This is a genomic window from Roseateles sp., from assembly GCF_049240545.1.
In the GTDB taxonomy this organism is placed as follows: Bacteria; Pseudomonadota; Gammaproteobacteria; order Burkholderiales; family Burkholderiaceae_C; genus Paucibacter_A.
The window spans coordinates 42,001-64,292 of record NZ_JBMLSK010000112.1 but is presented as its reverse complement, the minus strand read 5'-3'; the positions used below and the strand labels follow the sequence as shown (position 1 = coordinate 64,292).

The 22,292-nt window shown below is 61.3% G+C and carries 13 protein-coding genes; 5 read left to right on the top strand and 8 right to left on the bottom strand.

From position 1 onward, the window contains the following. The 8 genes from ACOVRJ_RS08065 to argA form a co-directional block, all read right to left on the bottom strand. The coding region (locus tag ACOVRJ_RS08065; RefSeq protein ID WP_422043367.1) for a sigma-70 family RNA polymerase sigma factor at nucleotides 1-1,661 on the bottom strand (1,661 nt) is incomplete at its 3' end. Between the two features lie 374 nt (nucleotides 1,662-2,035). Further along, complete coding sequence (gene dnaG / locus ACOVRJ_RS08060; RefSeq protein ID WP_422043366.1) at nucleotides 2,036-4,042, bottom strand: DNA primase; 2,007 nt, start codon at nucleotides 4,040-4,042, stop codon at nucleotides 2,036-2,038. A 30-nt stretch (nucleotides 4,043-4,072) separates the two neighbouring features. Beyond that, a complete protein-coding gene (locus ACOVRJ_RS08055) occupies nucleotides 4,073-6,319 on the bottom strand; it encodes a putative bifunctional diguanylate cyclase/phosphodiesterase (protein WP_422043365.1) in 2,247 nt (748 codons plus the stop codon). Between the two features lie 3 nt (nucleotides 6,320-6,322). Then, on the bottom strand, nucleotides 6,323-6,535 hold the full coding sequence (locus ACOVRJ_RS08050; protein WP_422043364.1) for a hypothetical protein: 213 nt from the start codon (nucleotides 6,533-6,535) through the stop codon (nucleotides 6,323-6,325). Between the two features lie 273 nt (nucleotides 6,536-6,808). Continuing rightward, nucleotides 6,809-7,105 (bottom strand): H-NS family nucleoid-associated regulatory protein, encoded by a 297-nt coding sequence (locus tag ACOVRJ_RS08045; protein ID WP_422043363.1) that lies wholly within the window; start codon nucleotides 7,103-7,105, stop codon nucleotides 6,809-6,811. Nucleotides 7,106-7,265: 160 nt separating this feature from the next. Continuing rightward, nucleotides 7,266-8,267 (bottom strand): Fe(3+) ABC transporter substrate-binding protein, encoded by a 1,002-nt coding sequence (locus tag ACOVRJ_RS08040; protein ID WP_422043371.1) that lies wholly within the window; start codon nucleotides 8,265-8,267, stop codon nucleotides 7,266-7,268. Nucleotides 8,268-8,547: 280 nt separating this feature from the next. Next, nucleotides 8,548-8,820 carry an oxidative damage protection protein gene (locus tag ACOVRJ_RS08035; RefSeq protein WP_422043362.1) on the bottom strand — a complete coding sequence of 91 codons (273 nt, stop codon included), beginning with the start codon at nucleotides 8,818-8,820 and terminating at the stop codon, nucleotides 8,548-8,550. Between the two features lie 72 nt (nucleotides 8,821-8,892). Further along, nucleotides 8,893-10,242, bottom strand: coding sequence for an amino-acid N-acetyltransferase (gene argA / locus ACOVRJ_RS08030; RefSeq protein WP_422043361.1), 1,350 nt, complete (start codon nucleotides 10,240-10,242; stop codon nucleotides 8,893-8,895). A 58-nt stretch (nucleotides 10,243-10,300) separates the two neighbouring features. On the opposite strand from argA, the gene hrpA reads away from it, so the two are divergent. The 5 genes from hrpA to apbC all read left to right on the top strand — a co-directional run bounded on the left by hrpA (nucleotide 10,301) and on the right by apbC (nucleotide 22,142). Further along, a complete protein-coding gene (hrpA, locus tag ACOVRJ_RS08025) occupies nucleotides 10,301-14,353 on the top strand; it encodes an ATP-dependent RNA helicase HrpA (protein ID WP_422043370.1) in 4,053 nt (1,350 codons plus the stop codon). Nucleotides 14,354-14,498: 145 nt separating this feature from the next. Next, nucleotides 14,499-16,367, top strand: coding sequence for a serine/threonine protein kinase (locus tag ACOVRJ_RS08020; RefSeq protein WP_422043360.1), 1,869 nt, complete (start codon nucleotides 14,499-14,501; stop codon nucleotides 16,365-16,367). Between the two features lie 62 nt (nucleotides 16,368-16,429). After that, nucleotides 16,430-18,919, top strand: a complete 2,490-nt coding sequence (locus ACOVRJ_RS08015; RefSeq protein WP_422043359.1) for a protein kinase domain-containing protein — start codon at nucleotides 16,430-16,432, stop codon at nucleotides 18,917-18,919. 338 nt (nucleotides 18,920-19,257) lie between these two features. Further along, entirely contained in the window at nucleotides 19,258-20,925 is a 1,668-nt protein-coding gene (locus tag ACOVRJ_RS08010) for a glycosyltransferase family 39 protein (protein WP_422043358.1), read from the top strand. Nucleotides 20,926-21,047: 122 nt separating this feature from the next. Then, complete coding sequence (gene apbC, locus ACOVRJ_RS08005; protein ID WP_422043357.1) at nucleotides 21,048-22,142, top strand: iron-sulfur cluster carrier protein ApbC; 1,095 nt, start codon at nucleotides 21,048-21,050, stop codon at nucleotides 22,140-22,142. Nucleotides 22,143-22,292: the final 150 nt, after the last annotated feature.

Here is a 22,292-nt window from a genome sequence, read left to right as displayed (position 1 = left end):
TAGGTCGAGAACTTGTAGCCGCGACGGTATTCGAACTTGTCCACCGCCTTCATCAAACCGATATTGCCTTCCTGGATCAAGTCGAGGAACTGCAGGCCGCGGTTGGTGTACTTCTTGGCGATGGAGATCACGAGACGCAAATTGGCCTCGATCATTTCCTTCTTGGCGTCGCGCGAGGCCTTTTCGCCCTCGTTCATCTTCTTGTTGATGTCCTTCAGGTCATCAATCGGCACGACCGCCTTGCTCTGGATGTCGATCAGCTTTTGCTGCAGTTCTTGCACGGGCGGCAGATTGCGGGCCAGCACATTGGAATACGGCTTGCCGGCGGCGACTTCCTTTTCGGCCCAGGCGCGGTTCAGCGCATTGGGCGGGAAGGTCTTGATGAAGTACTCCTGCGGCATGCCGCACTTGTCCACCACGATCTTGCGCAGTTCGCGCTCGTAGCGGCGCACATCGTCCACCTGCGAACGCAGCAGATCGCAGAGCTTTTCAATCGTCTTGACGGTGAAGCGGATGGTCATCAGCTCGGCGCTGATGGCTTGCTGGGCCTTGTTATAGGTCGGCGACTTATAGCCGTCCTTCTCGAAAGCCTTGCGCATCTTGTCGAAGTTGACGGCCAGCGAGTCCAGCTTGACCAGGGCGGCGTTTTTCAGCTCTTCCAGCTTCTTGGTCAGGGCCTTGGAGCCGCCATTGCCGTCGTCGTCGTCTTCTTCGTCGAATTCGTCGAAGTCTTCTTCGGCCACATAGTCGTCGGCCTCATCGGCGGCGACGAAGCCGTCCACCACTTCCGAGATGGTCTTCTCGCCGGCGCGGATTTTGTCGGCCAGGTCGATGATGTGGGCGATGGTGGTGGGCGAGGCCGAGATGGCCAGCATCATGGCCTGCAAGCCGCCTTCGATGCGCTTGGCGATTTCGATTTCGCCTTCGCGGGTCAGCAGTTCGACCGTGCCCATTTCGCGCATATACATGCGCACCGGGTCGGTCGTGCGGCCGAATTCCGAGTCCACGGTGGACAGGGCGGCTTCCGCCGCCTCTTCGGCTTCTTCTTCGGTCGAAGTGGCGGTGGCGCTGCCCTGGATCAGCAGGGTGGCGGCGTCCGGTGCCTGCTCGTAGACCGCGATGCCCATGTCGTTCAACATGGAAATGATGGCCTCGAGGATTTCCTCGTTGACCAGCTTTTCGGGCAAGTGGTCGTTGATTTCTTGGTGCGTCAGGAAGCCGCGCGTCTTACCCATCTTGATCAGGGTCTTCAGCTCATTGCGGCGCTTGGCGGCCTCTTCTTCGGTTAGCGCTGTTTCTTCCAGGCCGAACTCACGCATCAGCGCGCGTTCCTTGGCCCGCGAAACCTTCATCCGCAGCGGCTTGGCCTTGGGCTTGTCCTCGGCCGCTTCTGCGACCTCGGCTTCGGCCTCGGGCTCGCCTTCCAAGTCAGCTTCCAGGTCGGAGAAGTCCTCCTCATCCACTTCTGCGGCCTTCTTGCCAGCGGCAGGCTTCTTGGATTCGGTCGCCGCCTTGGGTTTGCGGCCGCGCTTGGGCTTGTCTTCGCCGGTACTGGCCTCGGCAGCAGCCTTGGGGGCCTTGACGGCCTTCACAGCCTTGGCAGCGGGCTTCTTGAGCTCTTCAGTGTCGGCAGCGGTCGGCGCGGTCTTTTTGGCAGTCATGCAGGTCCTCGGGTGAAAGTTGGGCGGCGGGCCGGTGAGGGATTTGAAATATTTTTCTTGAACGGATCAAGCGAGCAATGCAGCAGCCACCTGGGGGCGTTTACTGCGCTTTTCAAGGCGGAGTTCGACCCAGGTGGCATTCATACGCTCAGAAAAGAGCTGACAACAACTCTTTCTGGGCGCGGCGCGAGCAAGTTAGCGTGAACGTTTGAGTTTGCAAACTTGGGCGGATACAGGTGGCCTTGATACCCGCTTTGGGGTGCCCAGTGTCGCTGGGTGGCCGGGTCCGGCAATATTTGCCGTCACTCTTGTCGCGCGCGAAAACCCTGCATTATCGCCCAATTGGGCAATTCTTCTGCCGACGCATCAAAAAATTACGCTGGTGTGACGGTCAGTGCGGCCCGAAGTGCCTGAATCCTGGCCTGCAGTTGCTTGAATCGCTCCAAGTCGGCGCCCTGCGGATTGGCCGCGGCAATCCGCTTGGTTTCACCAATCAGTTCATCAATCCACAGTTTCTTCATCACGTTTTGCAGGTCATCGAGAAGCGGCTCTTCTTCGCTGTGCAGTCCGCCGATCAGGATCTTGGCTTGCTCCAGCAAGCCGCTCTCGGCGAGGGCGATCTCAAGCACCGACCAAGCGCCGGCGCCGTGGTTGAGTAAGTGACGCTCAAGCCAGTTGACCAATTGCCCATGCAAACCAGGCAGTTCATGCAGCAGGTGCTGATCATCCGGGCTCAGGCTTTCCCACCAAGCACTGTTGAGGAGCAGCATTCGCAAGGCATGATCCGCCTGGACCTTGGGTGCGCTGCGTGGTGTACCGAGGGTTTCATCCTCAGCCTCACCGCGGCGCTTCCAACTGCCGGCCTTGCCTTTCCAGTCTTTGGCGGGCACCCATTGCTTCTTGGGCTTCCAGGCTTTGCGCTCCGAGTCGTTGTTCGTCCCGCCGGTCGAGGCGCTCGGGTCGTGCGCGTCGGGTGAGCCGTAGGCCATGTCATCAAAATCGGGCGGAGGCTCGTGGGCCCGTCCGTCGTCCTGCGAGGGGCGACGGCTCTGCGTCTTGCGCTGCTGGGCTTCAGGTCCGCCGACCTGCCAGGCGCTGATCAGGTCTTGATCGCCGAGTTGGGCGAGCTTTGCCAATTCACTCAACAAGGCGCGCTTGAGCAAGCCTTGCGGCAGCGCTTGCCAAAGGGGACGCGCATTCGAGAGCATGCGGGCTCGGCCTTCGACGCTGCCCAGATCGCAGCCTTCGGCGCTGGCTTCCATCAATTGGCGTGACAGCGGCACCGCCTCCAGCACGCAGCGCTCAAAAGCATCGGGCCCGAATTCACGCACATAAGAGTCGGGATCGTGCTCGGCCGGCAGGAATAAGAACTTAACCGATCGGGTATCCGTCGCGTGGGGCAGGGCGGCTTCAAGCGCGCGTCCGGCCGCCCGGCGCCCGGCGGCATCCCCGTCGAAGCTGAAGACAACCGACTCGGTGAAACGAAACAGCTTGTGCACATGCTCCGCGGTGCAGGCAGTGCCCAAGGTGGCAACGGCATTGCCAAAGCCGCTTTGCGCCAGGGCCACCACATCCATATAGCCTTCCACGACCAAGGCGTAGCCGCGTTGACGCAGGCCAGCCCTGGCCTCATAGAGGCCGTAGAGCTCGCGCCCCTTGCTGAAGACGGGTGTTTCCGGGGAATTCAGGTACTTAGGTTCGCCCTTGTCCAGCACCCGGCCGCCAAAGCCGATGGTCTCGCCTTGCACATTGCGGATTGGGAACATGATGCGGTCACGAAAGCGGTCGTAACGCTTTTGCTCTTCGCCTTCTTCGCCGGAGACGATGACCATGCCGGACTCGACCAGCAACGGGTCTTCGTAGCTTGGGAATGCGCTCGCCAAGGTTCGCCAGCCTTCTGGCGCATAGCCGAGCGCAAACTGCGCGGCAATCTGGCCCGTCAGGCCGCGCCTTTTCAGGTAATCAATCGCCCGGGGCGCTTTCTTCAATTGGGCGCGATAGTGATCGCTGGCCTTGAGCAGCACATCGCTGAGCGTGGCCTGGCGCTTCTTCTGCTGGGCGGCACGCTCGCGTTCCTCGGCGGAGCGCTCATCTTCGGGGACCTGCATGCCCGCCTGCTGAGCCAAGTCCTGAACCGCCTCGACAAAGCCCAGCCCGCTTAATTCCATCAAGAAGCCGACCGCGTTACCGTGGACGCCACAGCCAAAGCAGTGGTAGGTCTGCCGGGTCGGACTGACGATAAAGCTGGGGGACTTCTCGCCGTGAAACGGACACAGTCCCTTGTGGTTGATGCCGGCTTTCTTGAGCTCGACATGGCGGCCCACCACCTCGACGATGTCGGTGCGGGAGAGGAGGTCCTGAATAAAGCCGGGTGGGATCACCGGGCGAGTCTAATTCAAGGTGTGCGTGACTCAGTTCGCCTGCGCCGACACAGGTGTTTGCATCAAGTCGCGCCAAGGTGATTGAGCAAAGCTCTCGACCCATTTCAAAACATCTTGTGCAGGCATTGCTGAGGCAATGCCATTGCCCTGTCCTTGTTGGCAACCCAGCCGCAGCAAAGCGCGGGCGTGTGCGAGTGATTCCACGCCTTCGGCTACCACCAGGCAATCAAAGGTCCGGGCCAAGCCGATCACGCCCTCCACCAAGGCGCTGTCCTGGTCATCGATCAGCATGTTTTGCACAAAAGAGCGATCGACCTTCAGTGCTTCGACCGGTAGGTGCTTCAGATAGGTCAAGGTGGAGTAGCCAGTGCCGAAGTCGTCGAGCGCGAAGCTGACGCCAAATTCGCGACAGCGCTTGATCAATTGGTCGGTGCTGCGCACATCGGCCAAGGCGGCGGACTCCAGCACTTCCAGACAGAGGTATTGGGCGACAGGCTCCTGGTGACGTTGGATCAGCTCCTGCAATCGGAGGGCAAAGTCCGGCGTTTGCAAATGCCGCGCGGTAACGTTCACGCTGATTTGCAGTCGGGCGCCGCCTCTGAGCCAATAGGCGCTTTGCTTGAGTGCTTGTTCAATCACCCAGTCACCCACTTGCACCGCCAAGCCCGTGGATTCGATCAAGGGCAGAAAGTGCAGTGGAGCCAATAGACCGCGCTCGGGATGCTGCCAGCGCAACAGTGCTTCCATTCCCAGCACTTGACCATTGCTCATGTCAATCTTGGGCTGGTAGTGCAACTGCAGTTCGCCGGCGTCCAAGGCTTGTTGAACCCGCGCCAGTGCCAGCAAGCTGGCTTCGTCCCGCAGATGTTTGGCCGTATCGAAGAGCTCAAAGCCGTTGCGTCCGCTCTGCTTGACGCGGTAGAGCGCATGACCTGCATGCCGCATCAGGGTTTCTGCATCGGCATTGTCTTGCGGGAATAGGGTGGCGCCGATGCTGGCGGTCATGTTCAGCAGCAGCTCTTGCGGTTCTTGAGGCATGCCCACTGGCGCTGTGCTTGTCAGGCGAAACGGTTGTGCAAGGACTTTTTGCAATCGCTCCAAGGCCAGATGGGCCTCCTCGGGGCCGCTGCTGCGCAGCAGCAATGCGAACTCGTCGCCGTTCAGTCGTGCGACCAGGTCCGACCACTGCTCGGCACTTCGCAAGGCGGCTTGCAGGCGCTGGGCCAGTTGCATCAGCAAGGCGTCACCGACCGCATTGCCGTACTGTTGATTCACGCGCTTGAACTGGTCCAGATCAAGCCGGCAGACGCTGAGTCTGAACCCCTCGGTGTGCGCCAGTTGCAAGGCCTGGCGCAGCACCTGCATGAAGGCAGTCTGGTTCGGTAGGCCGGTCAAGGCATCGGTGCTGGCATGGCGGGTCAGCAGCTCTTGCTGTTGCAGAATTTGCGTGAAGTCGCTGACCGTGATCACGCAGTAGCGCAGTGGCCCCTCGGGCTCCGCCATAGGGGCGACCGTCAATTGAAGATGGCAGGATGAGCCATCTTCCCGGGCGGTCTGAACTCGACCCTGCCAGCATGGATGGAGTTGCAAGGTTTGCCGCAGCTGCTCGGGCGAGTGGCCGGAGCGATGCAAGGTTGGCGTAGAAAGCGCCTCCAGCGCTCGTCCTATCAACTGCTTGCGCTCAACACCCATCATCTTGCAGTAGCTTGGATTGGCGTCCAGCACCCGAAATTCCAGATCGGTCAGCAACAGACCCTCTTGCAGGTGCTGAAACAAGCTGACGCTCATGCGTTCACGCTCGGCGGCCTGCTGCTTCCAGCGAATGTCTCGTAGCGTGCAGCTCAAACGTGTCGCGCGACCATGGGCGTTGCGCTTGTGCACCGTGCTTTGAATCTCGAACCAGGCCCAGTCCGATGCCGCGTCGGGTAAGCGCAAGCTCTCTTGCGCAATGTCTTCTCCCTGGCCGTTCAACTGCGCTTCAAGGCGCAGGCAGACGCGCTCTTTGTCCAGTGGGTGCACCACGGACAGCCAGTTTCGTGGCTGCGAGGGCAATGTCGGAGCCTCGCCCAATTGGTCCCACCAGGCCTTTGAGGCGTAGATCTGTGTGCAGCCCTTGCGGCCTACCTTCCATTCAGACAAGGCCAAGCCGCGTGACTCCAGCATGGTTCGCCAGTTGTGCTGGTTCTGGCGCCAGCGCGCATGCAGCCAAAAGGCGGCCAAGGGCAGGGTGCTGACGCTGCCTGCCAGTCCCCACAGCAAGCTCAGGCCATTGGCCATGATTCAGCCTTGCCCCAGCGTGAAGTAAGGAAGGTCGCTTGAGTGCTGCAATGCGCCGCTCCTGCCATTGTGTATTGAGCGCCCCGCGCCGAAGTGATCTTCGGCCGCGTCAGTGCCGCGCGCCAGCCATAGCCTTGACCAAGCCAGACTCAGCAAGACTGAAACTGAATTCATCAGCACGTTTGAAAACCGCTCACAGTTGAATAAATCGTTCAAAGCGTTGCGGGGTTTGAGGGATTGGGTGTTTCGGCCAAATTGCCTAGAAATCCAACGAATCGGCTGGGGGTAACTTCGAGGAGCATGCTAGCAGCCACGCGCGTGGAATTGGATATTCCCGCCCCTTCATTCAGGTGGTGCTCCTAGGGTAAATGCCCTCCATTGCAGACCCGGCTGATTCGCTCATTTTTGAGGCGAAAAAAAAGCTGCCGGTTGAGGGCAGCTTTCTTCAAAACATGGGCTTTTTATTGTGAATCCCTAGAGGCTGAATGCTCAGACGTGGAAATCGGTCAGCGAGGCGCCTGAGGAAATGGCTGCCTTCAGCCATTTAGGTTGCAGACCACGGCCACTCCAGGTTTCTCCTGTGGCTTGGTTGCGATACTTGGCGGCCACTTTGGAGGTTTTGGCGGCTTTGGGTGCGCGCGTGCTCAGATCCGCTGCGGTCAAACCATAATCGTCCATCAAGGACTTGACCTTGGCGATCGCTTCAGCGCGCTCGCGGTCTTTGGTTTGAGAGATTTGTTCGTCCAGTGCAGCCCGTTGGGCCAAAAGGTCTTTCAGCGATGCCATGTGTAATTCCTCGCGAGGTTTAGAGTTCAGCCGGTTGGGAACGTTCATATTATAGGCACGGAATAATATGCCATGTGTTAACTATGAATGTTGTGTTCAAGCAAGACTGTGTCGTGCTTGCATCAAGGCTTGATCGACTGAACCCTAGCGCGCTGCGGAATTACTTATAGCCGACGCGGTCCAGCATTTTCTGAACCTGCGGTTGGTTCGCGCCAACCTTGGAGATCGGAATGGTCTCGCTCTTGAAGTTGCCAAAGGATTCCAGGGCCACATTGCTAAGGCGCACACCGCTCACCGCCGGCCATTCATTGTTGCCGTTGGCAAAATAGGATTGCGCCTCATTGCTGCTGAGATACTCAAGGAACTTGATGGCGTTGTCGCGATTTTTCGCGTGGCGTGCCACCGCACCACCTGCAATATTGATGTGAGTGCCCCAGGATTGTTGGTTCGGGAAAACCACGCCGACCTTGCTCATCACTTCGCGGTCCTCGGGCTTTTCCGAGCGCATCATGCGCGCGAGATAGTAAGTGTTGGTAATGGCGACACCACATTCACCGCTGGCCACGGCCTTGATTTGATCTGTATCCCCACCCTTGGGTGCGCGCGCCATATTGGTGACCAGGCCCTTGAGCCAAGCCTCTGTAGCCTCTGCGCCGATGTGCTCATAGACCGCGCCGAATAGCGACAAGTTATAGGGGTGAGAGCCCGAACGGGTGCAAACGCGGCCTTTGTTCTTCGGGCTTCCAAGATCTTGGTAGTTCAGGACGTCTTCTTTTTTGACGGCTTGTTGGTTGTAAACAATCACGCGTGCGCGGGTCGACAAACCAAACCATGCGCTGCCGGCTTCACTGGCTTTGCCGCGCAATTGGGCGGGAATGCGCGCATCCAAAGTTTTTGATTTGACGGCTTGAAACAAACCGTCTTCCTCGGCTTGCCAAAGGCGCGCGGCGTCTACCAACAAAATCACATCGGCAGGGCTCGCGGCGCCTTCACTTTTCAACCGTGCCAGCAGCCCGGCGTCATCGGTATCGACCCGATTGATTCGAATTCCGGTGGATTTCGTGAAATTCGCATACAGCGCTTCGTCGGTTTGATAGTGGCGGGCCGAATAGAGATTCAGCACTTGCTCTTGGGCCGCAGCAGGCGAGAGCCAGGCGCCCATGAGGGTGGCACTTAGGATCGAAGCGGAGAAAAGTGAAACGCGCATGGGACTCCCTAGAAAACGAGACAGTGAAATTGAAGAGTCTATCGTAACAAGAATTATTCCCGTTTGCATTGTGGCTTTGGTCGAGGCCTTGACCGGCGCGGGGCAAGGGGGCATTTGCCCAAGAGGGAGCGGAAATGAAAACGCCTCCGATCGGAGGCGTGGGTTCAGAAAGTCGCGGACTCCGCGCTTCACAGCGATCGGCCGCTCAGGGCCGGGGCGCCAAGATCGGTCTTGATCAAGTCGTCGGTGGCACGTATCCAGCGACCGCTTCGGCGCCATCGCCAAAGAAGAACTGTTCCATTTGCCGCGCCAGGTATTGGCGGGCGCGCAAATCGGCCAGATTGAGGCGGTTCTCATTCACCAGCATGGTCTGGTGCTTCATCCACAAGGCCCAGGCTTCTTTGCTGATGTTTTGATAGATGCGCTTACCCAGTTCGCCGGGGTAGGGTGCGAAGTCCAGGCCTTCGCCTTCTTTATTCAGATGGGTGCATTGAACGGTGCGTGCCATGAAAAACCTCTTCTAGGGATGTCAGTGAAAGCGCCGCATCGGCTTTGCAGCGGCGCTGAGAGAAAGCTGAAGTCAGCTGAGTTTCTTGACCAAGACCTGCGAGCGCCGATCCCAGTTGTATTTGCGTTTGCGCTCTTCGGGCAGCCATTCCGGGTCAACGGTTCGGAAGCCGCGCTTGATGAACCAGTGCATGGTGCGGGTGGTGAGCACGAAGATGCTGCTCAGCCCTTGTGATTTGGCGCGTTGCTCGATCCGCTTGAGGATGCGGTCGCCGTCGCCTTGACCTTGCACATCGGGCGAGACAGTCAGGGCCGCCATTTCCGCGGTACGCGCTTCCACATAGGGGTAGAGGGCGGCGCAGCCAAAGATCACGCCGTCGTGTTCGATGACCGTGTAGAGGTCGATATCACGCTCGATCTCGGTGCGGTCGCGCTTGACCAGGGTGCCGTCGCGCTCCAGCGGTTCGATCAGGGCGATGATGCCGCCGATATCGTCGGCGTCAGCTTCGCGTAGGCTCTCCAACTTTTCATCCACCACCATGGTGCCGATGCCGTCATGGGTGTAGACCTCCTGCAGCAGTGCGCCATCCACCGCAAAGGGCACGATGTGCGAGCGTTCCACGCCGGCCTGGCAGGCCTTGACGCAGTACTCCAGATAAAACTCGACATTGACAGCTTGTATCGCCTCCGGCGACCGGGGTGTTTTGCTCAGCATTCGCACCGCGTCGGCCAGGGCCAGTTCGGTGTCCACCGGGCTGTCCGGGTCGTTCGGGTCTTCCCGGACGCCGGCCACTTCGCACACAAACAGCAGCTTGTCCGCCTGCAAAGCAATCGCAGCGCTCGTGGCCACGTCTTCCATCGATAGATTGAAGGCCTCGCCCGTGGGCGAGAAGCCAAAAGGCGAGAGCAGCACCACCGCGCCGCTGTCGATGGCGCGCTGAATGGCGGCCGCGTCGACACGCCGGACCAGTCCGCTGTGCTGGAAGTCCTTGCCGTCCACGATGCCGACCGGCCGGGCCGTCAGGAAGTTGCCGGACACCACCCGCACGGTGGCGTTGGCCATCGGCGTATTTGGCAGCCCTTGGGAGAAGGCCGCTTCAATTTCGAAGCGCAGTTGGCCGGCGGCTTCCTGGGCGCAATCCAGCGCGATGGCATCGGTGATGCGCATGCCGTGGCTGTACTTCGGCGTTTGGCCCTTGGCGGCCAGTTGTTCGTTCACTTGGGGCCTGAAGCCATGGACCAGCACGATCTTGATGCCCATGGCGTGCAAGATCGACAGATCCTGCACAAAAGCATTCAGCTTGCCTGCCGCCACCAACTCACCCGGCATGCCGACCACAAAGGTTTCGCCGCGGTAGGCATGGATATAAGGCGCCACCGAACGGAACCAGGGCACAAAGGTATGGGGGAAGACAAGACTCATGGCCGCAATTGTGCCGCAGGCCATCCGGGGCCTGAACGCGTGGGGACATGTTTGCAGCCTGCCTTCCGGAGCTAGCCGCGCGCGCTCCGACCGGCTTGAAACGGCCGACTCGCCTGAAAGTTCAGCGGGCGCGGATAATCCGCGCCTCGTGAATGATTCGACCACTCCCCCATCGCGGCCCACTGAAGCTCCCAAGGCGCAGCGGCCCCAGCAATCTGTGCAAGCTCAGCGGTCTCCCAAGCCACCCCGGCCAGCCGGTGTGGCCGAGGGGCGGCGCCCGCCTGTGCCGGCCAATCCGCTGCCGCCCATCACTTTCCCCGAGTCCTTGCCGGTTTCCAGCCGGCGCGAGGACATTGCGCAGGCGCTGGCCGAGCACCAGGTCATCATCGTTTGCGGCGAAACCGGCTCCGGCAAGACCACCCAGCTGCCCAAGATCGCGCTGGCGCTCGGCCGTGGCCGAGCCAATACCGGCAAGTTAATCGGCCACACTCAGCCGCGACGCATTGCCGCCAGCAGCGTGGCCAAGCGCATTGCCGACGAGTTGAAAACGCCCATCGGCGAAATCGTCGGCTACAAAGTGCGCTTCCAAGACCGGCTGCAGCCGGGGGCTAGCGTCAAGCTGATGACGGACGGCATCTTGCTGGCCGAGACGCAGACCGACCCGCTGCTGAAGGCCTACGACACCATCATCATCGACGAGGCGCATGAGCGCTCTCTGAACATCGATTTCTTGCTCGGCTACTTGCGCCAGATCCTGCCGCGCCGGCCCGACCTGAAGATCATCGTCACCTCGGCCACCATCGACGCCGATCGTTTCGCCAAGCACTTTGAGTCGATCAAGGGCCCGGCGCCGGTCTTGATGGTGTCGGGCCGCACCTTCCCGGTGGAGCAGCGCTACCGGCCTTTCGAGGAGAGCCGCGAGTACGACCTGAACAACGCCATCTGCGACGCGGTGGATGAGCTTTGGCGCGAGGGTGGCGGCGATGTGCTGGTCTTCCTGCCCGGCGAGCGCGAGATCCGCGAGGCCGCCGAGGCGCTGCGCAAGCACCACCCTCCGGGCGTCGAGGTGCTGCCACTGTTCGCGCGTTTGTCGCAGCAAGAGCAAGATCGGGTGTTTGAGCCGCATGGCCAGCGCCGCATCGTCTTGGCCACCAATGTGGCCGAAACCTCGCTGACCGTCCCAGGCATCCGTTATGTGATCGACCCGGGCATGGCCAGGGTCAAACGCTACAGCTACCGCAACAAGGTCGAGCAACTGCAGATCGAGCCGGTCAGCCAGAGCTCGGCGAACCAACGCGCCGGCCGTTGCGGTCGGGTCAGCAATGGCATCTGCATCCGGCTCTACGAGGAGAAAGACTACCTCGCCCGGCCGCGTTTCACCGACCCCGAAATCCTGCGCAGCTCGCTGGCCGGTGTGATTCTTCGCATGAAGACCTTGGGCCTGGGCCAGGTGGATGATTTCCCCTTCTTGGAGCCGCCGCCACGCAAGGCGATCGCCGACGGCTACCAGCTGCTCATCGAGTTGGGCGCGGTGGATGAGGCCAATGAGCTCACCGCCATGGGGCGCGAGCTCGGCAAACTGCCGCTCGACCCGCGCGTCGGACGCATGATTCTGGAAGCGCGCAGCCGCGAGGCCCTGGCCGAAATTCTGGTCATCGCCAGTGCGCTGAGCGGCCAGGATGTGCGCGACCGGCCGATGGAGCAGCAACAAGCGGCCGACGAAAAGCACAAGAAGTTCGACGACGAGAAGTCCGAATTCCTCGGTTATCTGAAGCTGTGGAAGTGGATCGAAGAAGCCAAGGGTGGCCATGGCGAGCACAAGCTCAGCAACCGTCGCTATGAGCAGTTATTGCGCGAGAACTTCGTCAGCCCGCGTCGGGTGCGAGAGTGGCGTGATGTGTATTCGCAGCTGCACACCGTGGTGGCCGAACATGGCTGGCGCATCAACGGCAGCCCGGCCACTTATGAGCAGGTGCATCTGTCCATGCTGGCCGGCCTCTTGGGCAATCTGGGCTGCAAGAGCGACGAGGACGAGTGGTACCTGGGCGCGCGCGGCATCAAATTCTGGCGCCACCCCGGTGCGCACCTGAGCAAAAAACCGGGTCGCTGGATCGTGGCGGCCGAATTGGTCGACACCACCCGTTTGTTCGGTCGCGGCATCGCCGCCATCGAACCGCAGTGGTTGCCGGGCATTGCCGGTCACCTGATCAAGACCCAGTTGCTGGAGCCGCATTGGGAGAAGAAGGCGGCCGAGGTGATCGCGCTGGAGCGCGCCACGCTCTACGGCATCGTCATCTACAACAACCGACGCGTTGATTTCGGCAATGTGGATGCTGCGGCGGCGCGTGCCATCTTCATCCGTGAGGCCCTGGTCAACGGCGAGTGGGAGTCTCGGCTGCCATTCCTGGCGCACAACCAGCGTCAGATCCGCAAGGTTGAAGAGTTAGAGCACAAATCCCGTCGCCAAGACGTCTTGGTCGATGACGAGCTGATCTACGCCTATTACGACGAGCATTTGCCGGCCGATGTTTATTCGGGCGCTACCTTGGAGCGCTGGTACCGCCATGCGTCCAAGGCGGAGCCCAAGCTCTTGCAGCTCAGCGTCGAGGAGTTGATGCGCCACGAGGCGGCCGGTGTCACCAGCAGTGCCTTCCCCAAGACCATCCGTCTGGGCGGCGTCGATTGCCTAGCCACGTATCTGCATGAGCCGGGCGATGCCCGTGACGGCCTGACCGTCAGCGTGCCCATTTATGCACTGAACCAGGTGAACGAGGATCGCTGCGAATGGCTGGTGCCCGGCATGCTGGAAGCCAAGGTGCTGGCTTTTGTGAAAAGCCTGCATCAGCGCCCGCGCTCGCGCCTGGTGCCTCTGCCCGACTTTGTGGCCGAGTTTGCGGCCACGCATCCCTTCGGCCAGGGCGCCTTGATCGAGGTCTTGCTGAAGGCGGTCAAGGAGCGCACGCAGCTGGCGATTCAGCGCAATGACTTCAAGCTGGAGCAGTTGCAGCCGCATCTGTTCATGAACTTCTTGGTCGTCGATGAGCATGGCCGGCAACTGGGCATGGGGCGCAATCTGGCCGCCTTGAAGGCTGAGTTGGGAGGTCAGGCGCGCTCGGCGTTTCAGGCCTTGGCAGCGCTCAAGCTGCCGGCTTCGGCTCCTGCAGCTCACTCGGCTTCAGCCAGCAAGGCCGAAGCGCAAGCGCCTGTCGCCAAAGGAGGCATCCGCGCCGAGGTGCAGTCCAAGAAGCCAGTGCAGGAACAAGCCAAAACCTACACCGGCTGGACCTTTGGCGAACTGCCCGAGTTGATGGAGGTGAGCCGTGGTGCGCAGACGCTGATCGGCTTCCCGGCCCTGATCGACCGCGGTGCTCATGTCGAAATCGAGGTGTTTGATGAGCCCGATGTAGCGGCCGCCAAGCACCGCCTCGGCCTGCGCCGCCTGGTCGCCTTGCAGCTGAAAGAGCCGCTGAAGTTCTTGGAAAAAAACATCCCCGATCTGCAAAAGATGTCGGTGCTGTTCATGAGCTTGGGCACGGCCGAGGAGTTGCGCGAACAGATCATCGGCGTGGCGCTGGAGCGGGCTTTTCTGGCCGAGCCTTTGCCCAAGGATGAGTTCGCTTTCAAGGCGCGCATCGAGGAAGGGCGCACCCGCCTGAACCTGATCGCCCAGGAAGTCGCGCGTCAGACCGGCGTCGTGCTGCTGGAGTTTGCGGCGGCCAGCCGCAAGCTCAAGGATGCGCGTGCCAGCAAGGAAGTCAGCGAGGACATCACTGCCCAGCTGCAACGCCTGATCGGCAAGCGTTTTGTCACCGAAACGCCATGGTCGCAGTTGCAGCACCTACCGCGTTACTTGAAGGCCATCAGCGGACGCTTGGACAAGCTGCGTGCCGATCCGGCGCGCGATGCCAAGCTCTTGGCTGAGTTGCGCCCCTTGGAGCAGCGCTTTCTGCGCCGCGTCATCGAGTTGAAGGGGCAGCAGGACGGCCGCTTGAATGACTTCCGCTGGCAGCTGGAAGAGCTGCGCGTCAGTCTGTTTGCGCAGGAGTTGCGCACGCCGCAGCCGGTCAGCGTCAAGCGGCTGGACAAGGTGTGGGCGCAGATGCAGGGGTGAGGCCGGGCTTGCTGGGGTGTTTCTTCGCATATTTGTCGCTCTGGGAGCGATATACCGGGTGAAACACAGTTAGCTCCCCCTATCGCGTCGCAGCCTGTTTGGGTCAAATAGGGATTAACCCAGACCCTGGCTCATGAGGCCAGTCATGCCCGTGCCCGACGCCTCCTCCTCATCTTCAGCTCCACCTCCCGCCAACGCAGCGCAGGCCGCCGCGCCTGCGGCACCGATGCGCCGGTTTGGACGCTTCGAGCTGCGCTCGCTGCTCAACAAGAGCTCGCGGACGATGTTGTGGTTGGTGTTCGATCCTCGACTCGGTCAGGAATTGATGCTGTGCATGCCGCGGGTGGCGCCCAACAGCGCCGCGGCGACCGAGCATTGGCTCCGCATGGCGAATGCCGGTTCTCGTGTGCAACACCCCAATTTGGCGCATGTGGTGGAGATCGCCAAGGTGGAGCAGTGGCCTTATATCGCGTATGACCGCGCTTTGGGCGAAACCTTGGACGAGCGTTTGGCCCGACAAGCCGCACCGCTGCCGCTGGATGCTGCGGAGTGGGTTTCTCAGTATCTGGAAGGCTTGGCATTTGCCCATGAGGCCGGTCATTCGCATCGCGATGTGCAATGCTCAAGCCTGATCATCAGCCCCAGCAATCAGGTGCGAGTGTTGGGGCTGGAGGTCGCGCAAGAGGTGGTGCCCGCAAATGTCGATTTCAACTCGGTGACCCGGCGCGCCGCGCGGGAATCTGCGGCCGAGGACATCTTGTGTGTGGGTTTGATGCTGCACCGAATCCTCAGCGGCCGGCCCGTGTTGGAGCAGCAGGATCTGCAGGCCGCGATTCAGCTGATGCAGCCCATCGGCCATGAGTTGGTGCGGATGGGCTGGGAAACGCCCCATCCGATCCCGGAGCCGCTGCGCGCCATTTGTAATCGCGCGACCGATCGGCAAGCCAAGCAGCGCTATCACATGGCGCGCAGCTTCTTGCGCGCCTTGGAAGGCTGGCGTACCGCCGCCTCGCATGCCGAAGACGGCCCGATTGCGCTCTTGATCGACAAGCTGCAACGCATCGGCCATCTGCCCAGCACCTCGACCGCTTTGCAGCGCGTGGGGCAGTCCTCCGCCATGGAGCGGCAGCACACCAGTGCCTTGTCGGGCCTGGTCTTGCAAGACATGGCACTCAGCCTTGAGTTGCTGCGTCGGGTAAACAACTCGCTCAAGCAAAGCGGTGCCCCGGTCGATGGCACGGTGTTAAACATGCGTCGAGCGATCGCCATGCTGGGTTTGGAGGGCGTTCAACAAGCGGCGCGCGCCTTGAAGCCCTGGCCGGGCCCGCTCAATGAGGTACAGGCCGCCATGCTGCAAAGCCTGATGAAACGGGTGCAGCGTGCCGGCCAGATTGCTCAGGCCTTGCGCCCGGCCGGCTTTGACGCCGAGGTGGTGTACCTGATCACGGTCATGCAGAACCTTGGGCGACTGCTGGTGCAGTACCACTTCCCGGATGATGCGCAGCAAATTCGTCAGCTGATGCAGCCGCCAGAGCCGACTGCCGATCAACCGCATCCCCAGGGCATGACCGAGCAGGCGGCGGCCTTTGCCGTGATGGGCTGTGATTTAGAGTCTTTGGGGTCTGCAGTTGCGCGGCATTGGAGCCTGGGTGATGAGTTGCTGCACATGATTCGGCGGCAGGCGCCGAACGCGGCGCTGCGTGCCGCCGACAACGAGGCCGATGTCTTGCGCCTGACTTGCAGCCTGGCCAATGAATTGGTGGATGCCTTGACGCTGCCGGAGGCCAAACGCCAGGCCGGTATTGAACTGGCCACGCGTCGCTACGCCCGCACCTTGGGGCTAGGCTTGCGCGAGGTGCATCAGGCCATGAATCCCGAGCAAGCGGCATCGGATGCCAGCAACTCGGGGTTTGGCCCGCTTTCGGCACATGGGCCGCTGGACGTGCAGACGCCGCGTCCCTCGTCGCTGCGTTCCCGCTTGGCTGCCAACAAGCCCTCGGAGCCTTCGAATTGAGTGCCGCAGCGGCTTGAAAACAGATCCTCCCCTTCCGAATCGCAGAGCCAGTACCGATCCCGATGTCGCCCCATGATTTGCCGGCCAGTTCAAGTCAGTCTTTGGCGCCTGCCGCCGGGCCTGAGGTCGGGCGCTTTCGTTTGCTCAGAAAGCTAGGGGAAGGCGCGCAAGCCCAGGTGTGGCTGGCCCATGACCCGCGACTGGATCGCGAGGTGGGCTTGAAGGTCTTGAGACCAGGCGCCGACCCGCTCAGTCTGGATCAATGGCTGCATGAGGCCCGCGCGGTCAGTCGCCTGACGCATCCGAACATCGTGCCGGTGTTCGAGGCGGACACACAGGCGGGACAGTTCTACTTGGTGTTCGAGTATGTGCCGGGCGGCACTTTGGCCGATCGCATGTGGGGGGCTGATTCGGTCCGCGGTGCTGTGCCGATGGCCGCGCGTGCGGCGGTTGAACTGACTCTGGGCGTGCTGGCGGGCTTGCAAGCGGCCCATGCGGCCGGTGTGGTGCACCGGGATTTGAAGCCGAGCAATATCTTGCTTGATGCTCGTGGCCAGGCCCGCGTGATGGACTTCGGCATTGCTGCGCGTTTGGCCGCGCCTGGGGTGGCTGCCAATGCTGCAAGCACGGGTGTGGTGGGTACACCGGGCTACCTGTCGCCGGAAGCCGCTGCCGGTGCGCCCGCTCACCCGCAAACCGATGTGTTCGCGGCGGCCGTGGTGCTGGCGGAGTTGCTCAGCGGCCAACGCCTCAACCACAACCCCGACCCTTGGTTGGCTGTGCAAAGGGTCATGACCCAAGAGTTGCTTTTGCCTGCAGGCTTGGGCTCGGATGTGGACGATGCCTTGCGCGCCATCGTGCAGCGCGGCTTGGCTCGCGATCTGTCTCAGCGTTGGCCCAGCGCCCAGGCCATGCATGATGCGCTGGCCGAATGGTTGTATCCCCAGCAGGCCGCGGCGGAGGAGGAGCGCGGCGATGAAGTTGCCTTGGAATTCTTGCTGCGCCGCATGCGGCACAAAAGTGACTTCCCGGCCATGTCGGATGCCATCAACCGCATCCAGAATTTGACGGCGTCCGAGTCTGGCAGTCTCGCCAGTCTCTCCAATGAAATCTTGAAGGACGTGGCGCTGACGCAGAAGCTTTTGCGTCTGGTCAACACCGTGCAGTACAGCCATGCGGGGGGCGGCAGTATCAGCACGGTCTCGCGGGCGGTCGCCTTGGTGGGTTTCGCAGGTATTCGCAACCTGGCTTTGTCCTTGATTTTGTTGGAACGCATGGAGAACAAAGCTCATGCGCAACAACTGCGGGAAGAGTTCTTGCGCTCTTTGATGGCTGCTTCTTTGGCGCGCGAGCTGTGTTTGAACCCGCGCGAGAGCGAGGAGGCTTTCCTCGGCGCCATGATGTATCACCTGGGCCGAGCCTTGTGCGAGTTCTACTTCCCGGAAGAGGCTCAGCAGGTTCGACGGCTGGTGCGTGCCGATCGGGTGTCGCAAGCGCAGTCGGGGATAGGCACCAACAAAGCGCCGATCAGCGAGGATTTGGCGTCGACCCAGGTGCTGGGCATGAGCTACGAGCGTCTTGGCCTGGGCGTAGCGCGGCATTGGGGGCTGCCTGAAAGCCTGCAGCAAAGCATGTGTCGGCCTGCCGGAGATCCGCCCATGCGGCAAAGCGATCATCCGATCGAGCGCCAGCGTTGGCTGGCCCATGCCGCCAATGCAGTGGCAGATGTCATTTTGAACACCGAGCCTGCCGAAGCCCATGGTCGCGTCCATGCCATGGCGCAGCGCTATGCCCGGGTCTTGGGCGTGACGGCCGAGCATTTTGATGTGGCCGCGGATCAGGCCCGTCAACGCTTGGCCCAGGTGGCGCAGGCCTTGGACATCCGCCTGGCCAAGAGTTCCCCGGCGCATCGATTGCTAGCACCGCTGGCGCCGTCCATGACGGACTCTTTGTCGCCGCATGCTTTGCAAGCGACCGAGGTTTTTGAACCCACGCTGGGGCTCGACGGTCAGCAGATCACGCGTGAACAGGCGGTCGAAATGATGGCGGCCGGGATTCAGGACATCACCAATGCCATGGTGGAGACCTTCAAGCTGAATGAAGTCCTGCGCATGATTTTGGAGACCATCTTTCGTGCCCTGGGTTTTCGGCGGGTGGTGTTTTGTTTGCGCGACCCGAAGTTGGACTGTCTGACCGGCCGCTTTGGACTCGGTGAAGGGGTGGAGTCCCTCGCCCCCTTGTTCAAGATACCTTTGCGTGTTGCCGCGACGACTCAGGCGGACTTGTTTGCTGCGGTGTGTCAAAAAGGTGCCGACACCCTGATCACCGATGCCACGGCCGCCAATATTGCCGAACGCCTGCCCCCTTGGTATCAAGGTGCAGTGCGTGCACCGAGCTTTTTGCTGCTGCCGATGCTGATGAAGGGTGTGCCCTTCGCGCTGATTTATGCCGATAAGGCACAGCAGGGCGGCATCGACCTGGGCGAAAAGGAGCTTTCTTTGCTGCGCACCTTGCGCAATCAGGCCGTGATGGCCTTCAAGCAATCGGCCTGAGAATCGGCCTGAGCGGCGAGTACGGAGGGAGCGGCCAAGCGGCTGAAATCCTTGGCCGGCCCGTCGCATGACCTCAAAGCTGACAAAAGCCCGGCCAAGGGCGCGAGAACCACGCCCCTCTCGCTCCAAAGGGTGATGGTTTGTAAATTTTTGTAGTTTTATGATTGCGCCCATGTAAAGCAACTGGTGCGCATCAGCCCTGGACTCCCCATCCTTGAGGCGTCGCGACCGGTCTAGATGAAGCCCATGAGGCATCACAGGGTGGTGGGCCCGAACAGTCCCATCGGGCCTGATCCGGCCGAGTGAGGGATGTTTCAATGTTGAGGAATCGGCCTGCCATGCCAGGCTTGGAGTTGGCGCGTGGGCGCGTGTCCGACGGCGCGAACGATGCGGGACCAGCCGCTGCCCATCAAGTTTTACCTTGGGGTTTGGATGCCCGCAATGCCCGGCACATGGCCTGGCTGGCTCTGTCCTTCATGGCATTTCATTTGCTGCTGTGGACGGTCTTGGCCTCGCTGAGCCATCGCGCGCCGCCTTGGGACAATGTCGAACAGTTGGTCTGGCAGCAGTCGCTGGAGTGGGGCTATTACAAGCATCCCCCGTTCCCGACCTGGTGGGTGCACGCCTGGACCAGTTTGCTCGGCCGATCGATGTGGGTCACATTCTTCGCCGCGCAGTTGAGCGTGGTGCTGATGCAGTTCTTCATCTGGCGCATCGCCTTGCTGGTGACAACGCCGGCCCGCGCTTTTGTCGCCCTTGCCTTGAGCAGTCTGCTGATCTATCACGGCGTGCACGGCATCATGGCCAATCACAACACGATTCAGCTGATGCCTGTCGGCTTGCTCTTGTGGCTGAGCTTGCTGGCCGTGCGTGCCCAAGGCCAATCACGGCCGTCGGGCCACTCCCTTCAGCTTGAACAACTGGGGCGCTGGGTCTTGGTCGGCGCTGCGGCAGCACTGTGCTTGCTGTCCAAGTACAGCGCGTTAATCTGGATGGCCGTGATCGGCGTATGGATGCTGCAGGACAAGCGCATGCACAGCGTGCGCGCCTGGCTTGGCGTTGGGCTGGCGCTGCTGGTGTGTGCGGCCTTGATGATGCCGCACATCGACTGGCTGTTGCGCGACGGTTCTCCCGGCTTGGCCTATGCCGACCGTGCGGTGCAGGGGCAAAACGACACCGATGACATCGACCACTGGGGTCGTTTGTTCAAGTTTTTGCTGATTCAAATCGGCCGGGTGCTGCCCTTGTTGATCGGACTGGGGCTCTTGCTGGCCTGGCTCAGGCGAGCTGCACAACCCGCAACTGCCGAAACTGCGGTCTTGCCATCCGCCCTTGAGCCCAAGTCTGAATGGTCTTTTGTGCTGTTCATGGCGCTAGGTCCGGTGTTGTTGACTTCGCTCTTGGGCGTGGCGGGCGTGCGGCTCGGTTCCGCCTGGGCGGCCACTTTCTTTGTGATGGCGGGCGTGCTGGCCTTGTATGCCTTGCGGCGCGAGCAGGATTCCCCTCAACTGGTCCGCAAGGCCTTGTGGGTCTGTGTCGGCATGGAACTGCTGTTGGCGCTGGGCATGGTGATTGGCGGCGCCTGGGGTGCCGACCGTGTGGGCCACGCGGCGCGCTCAAATTTTCCGGCGGCACGTTTGACCCGAAAGCTCGAAACGGTCTGGGAGGCGCATGCCCGTACGCCGTTGCGGGTCGTGATTGGTGAAACATGGCTGGCTGGCAATGTCTCGGTGCGCAGCAAGACGCAGCCCTTGGTGTTCATCGATGCCGACCCGCAGAAATCCCCCTGGATCAAGCCCCATATGCTGAGCGATTGTGGCGCTTTGCTGGTGATTGATCGGCGCGATTTCGCCAACCCCCTGGATCCACGTGTTGCGGCCTTGCTGGATCAGGCCTCGGAGACAGGCACGGTCAAGGTGCGTTGGACGCGCGGAAGCGAAGCGCCCAAATTGGAAGTGCAGTGGGCCATTTTGGAAGCCAAGAATCCGAGCGCTTGCCCGCTTTGACCGGCAGACCTGCGGCCCGCATTGGGCTTGACTGCCGTGCGGCTTTCAGGGTGTGGGCTAGACTTCGTCGCCTCTCCTGAGCCTCTGTATTGGCTCCGCCCTCGCTCACACCTATCAAGCCCATGCCTGCTATCCAAGAATCCGCGCTGCTGCAAGCGCTGCAAACCGTTGTCGACCCGAATACCGCGCAGGATTTTGTCGCTAGCAAACAGCTGAAGAATCTGCGTGTGGACGGTGCTGATGTGTCCTTCGACATTGACCTGCCTTACCCCGGCGCTAGCCAGCACGCCGAGTTCCGGCGTGCCTTGGTGGCAGCGGCGCGCAGTGTTGAAGGCGTGGGCAATGTCAGCGTCAACATCCAAAGCAAGATCGTTGCGCATGCCGTGCAGCGCGGCGTGCAATTGCTGCCTGGGGTAAAGAACATCATCGCCGTGGCCTCGGGCAAGGGCGGCGTGGGCAAGAGCACCACAGCGGCCAATCTGGCGCTGGCGCTGGCCGCTGAAGGCGCGCGCGTCGGCGTTTTGGATGCCGACATCTATGGCCCCAGCCAGCCGATGATGCTGGGTGTCAGCGGTCGTCCCGAGAGTGAAGACGGCAAGCTGATGGAGCCGATGCTGGGCTACGGTTTGCAAATCATGTCGATCGGCTTTTTGGTGGAAGACGATCAGGCCATGATCTGGCGCGGGCCCATGGCTACCCAGGCCTTGGAGCAACTCCTGCGCCAAACCCGCTGGCAAGACCTGGACTATTTGATCGTCGATATGCCGCCCGGCACTGGCGATATCCAGTTGACGCTGTCGCAGCGGGTGCCGGTCACCGGCGCGGTGATCGTCACCACCCCGCAAGACATCGCGCTCATCGATGCCAAGAAGGGCCTGAAGATGTTTGAAAAGGTCGGCGTGCCGATCTTGGGCTTGGTGGAAAACATGGCGGTTCATGTTTGCAGCAACTGCGGCCATGCCGAACACATCTTCGGTGCAGATGGTGGCCGCAAGATGGCGCAGGACTATGGCGTCGACTATCTGGGCGCCTTGCCTTTGGCCATGTCGATTCGGGTTCAAGCCGACGCCGGCCAGCCCACGGTTGTGGCCGACCCCGACGGTGAGGTCGCAGCACTTTACAAAGCTCTGGCTCGCCAGGTGGCGGTCAAGATTGCGGCTCAGGCCAAGGACTACTCGGCCAAGTTCCCCAGTATCTCGATCTCCAAGAGCACCTGATCGCGGTCGCGGCATGCCTTGGCTGCTGCTTTCTGTGAGGTTTTTACATTCAAGCTCGGCGCGTTCCGTCCGATAGCCCAGAGGTGCCGGTGCAAGAATGAGGCGTGCAGCAGGGCTTGAGGCCCTCGCACAGAGTCTCCCGTCCGGCCT

Bases quoted from the DNA above. Each gene is read 5' to 3' on its own strand.
- ACOVRJ_RS08055 (WP_422043365.1), bottom strand. From the start codon at position 6,319: ATGGCCAATGGCCTGAGCTTGCTGTGGGGACTGGCAGGCAGCGTCAGC.
- ACOVRJ_RS08045 (WP_422043363.1), bottom strand. From the start codon at position 7,105: ATGGCATCGCTGAAAGACCTTTTGGCCCAACGGGCTGCACTGGACGAA.
- ACOVRJ_RS08040 (WP_422043371.1), bottom strand. From the start codon at position 8,267: ATGGGCGCCTGGCTCTCGCCTGCTGCGGCCCAAGAGCAAGTGCTGAAT.
- ACOVRJ_RS08035 (WP_422043362.1), bottom strand. From the start codon at position 8,820: ATGGCACGCACCGTTCAATGCACCCATCTGAATAAAGAAGGCGAAGGC.
- argA (WP_422043361.1), bottom strand. From the start codon at position 10,242: ATGAGTCTTGTCTTCCCCCATACCTTTGTGCCCTGGTTCCGTTCGGTG.
- ACOVRJ_RS08020 (WP_422043360.1), top strand. From the start codon at position 14,499: ATGCCCGTGCCCGACGCCTCCTCCTCATCTTCAGCTCCACCTCCCGCC.
- ACOVRJ_RS08015 (WP_422043359.1), top strand. From the start codon at position 16,430: ATGTCGCCCCATGATTTGCCGGCCAGTTCAAGTCAGTCTTTGGCGCCT.
- ACOVRJ_RS08010 (WP_422043358.1), top strand. From the start codon at position 19,258: ATGCCAGGCTTGGAGTTGGCGCGTGGGCGCGTGTCCGACGGCGCGAAC.
- apbC (WP_422043357.1), top strand. From the start codon at position 21,048: ATGCCTGCTATCCAAGAATCCGCGCTGCTGCAAGCGCTGCAAACCGTT.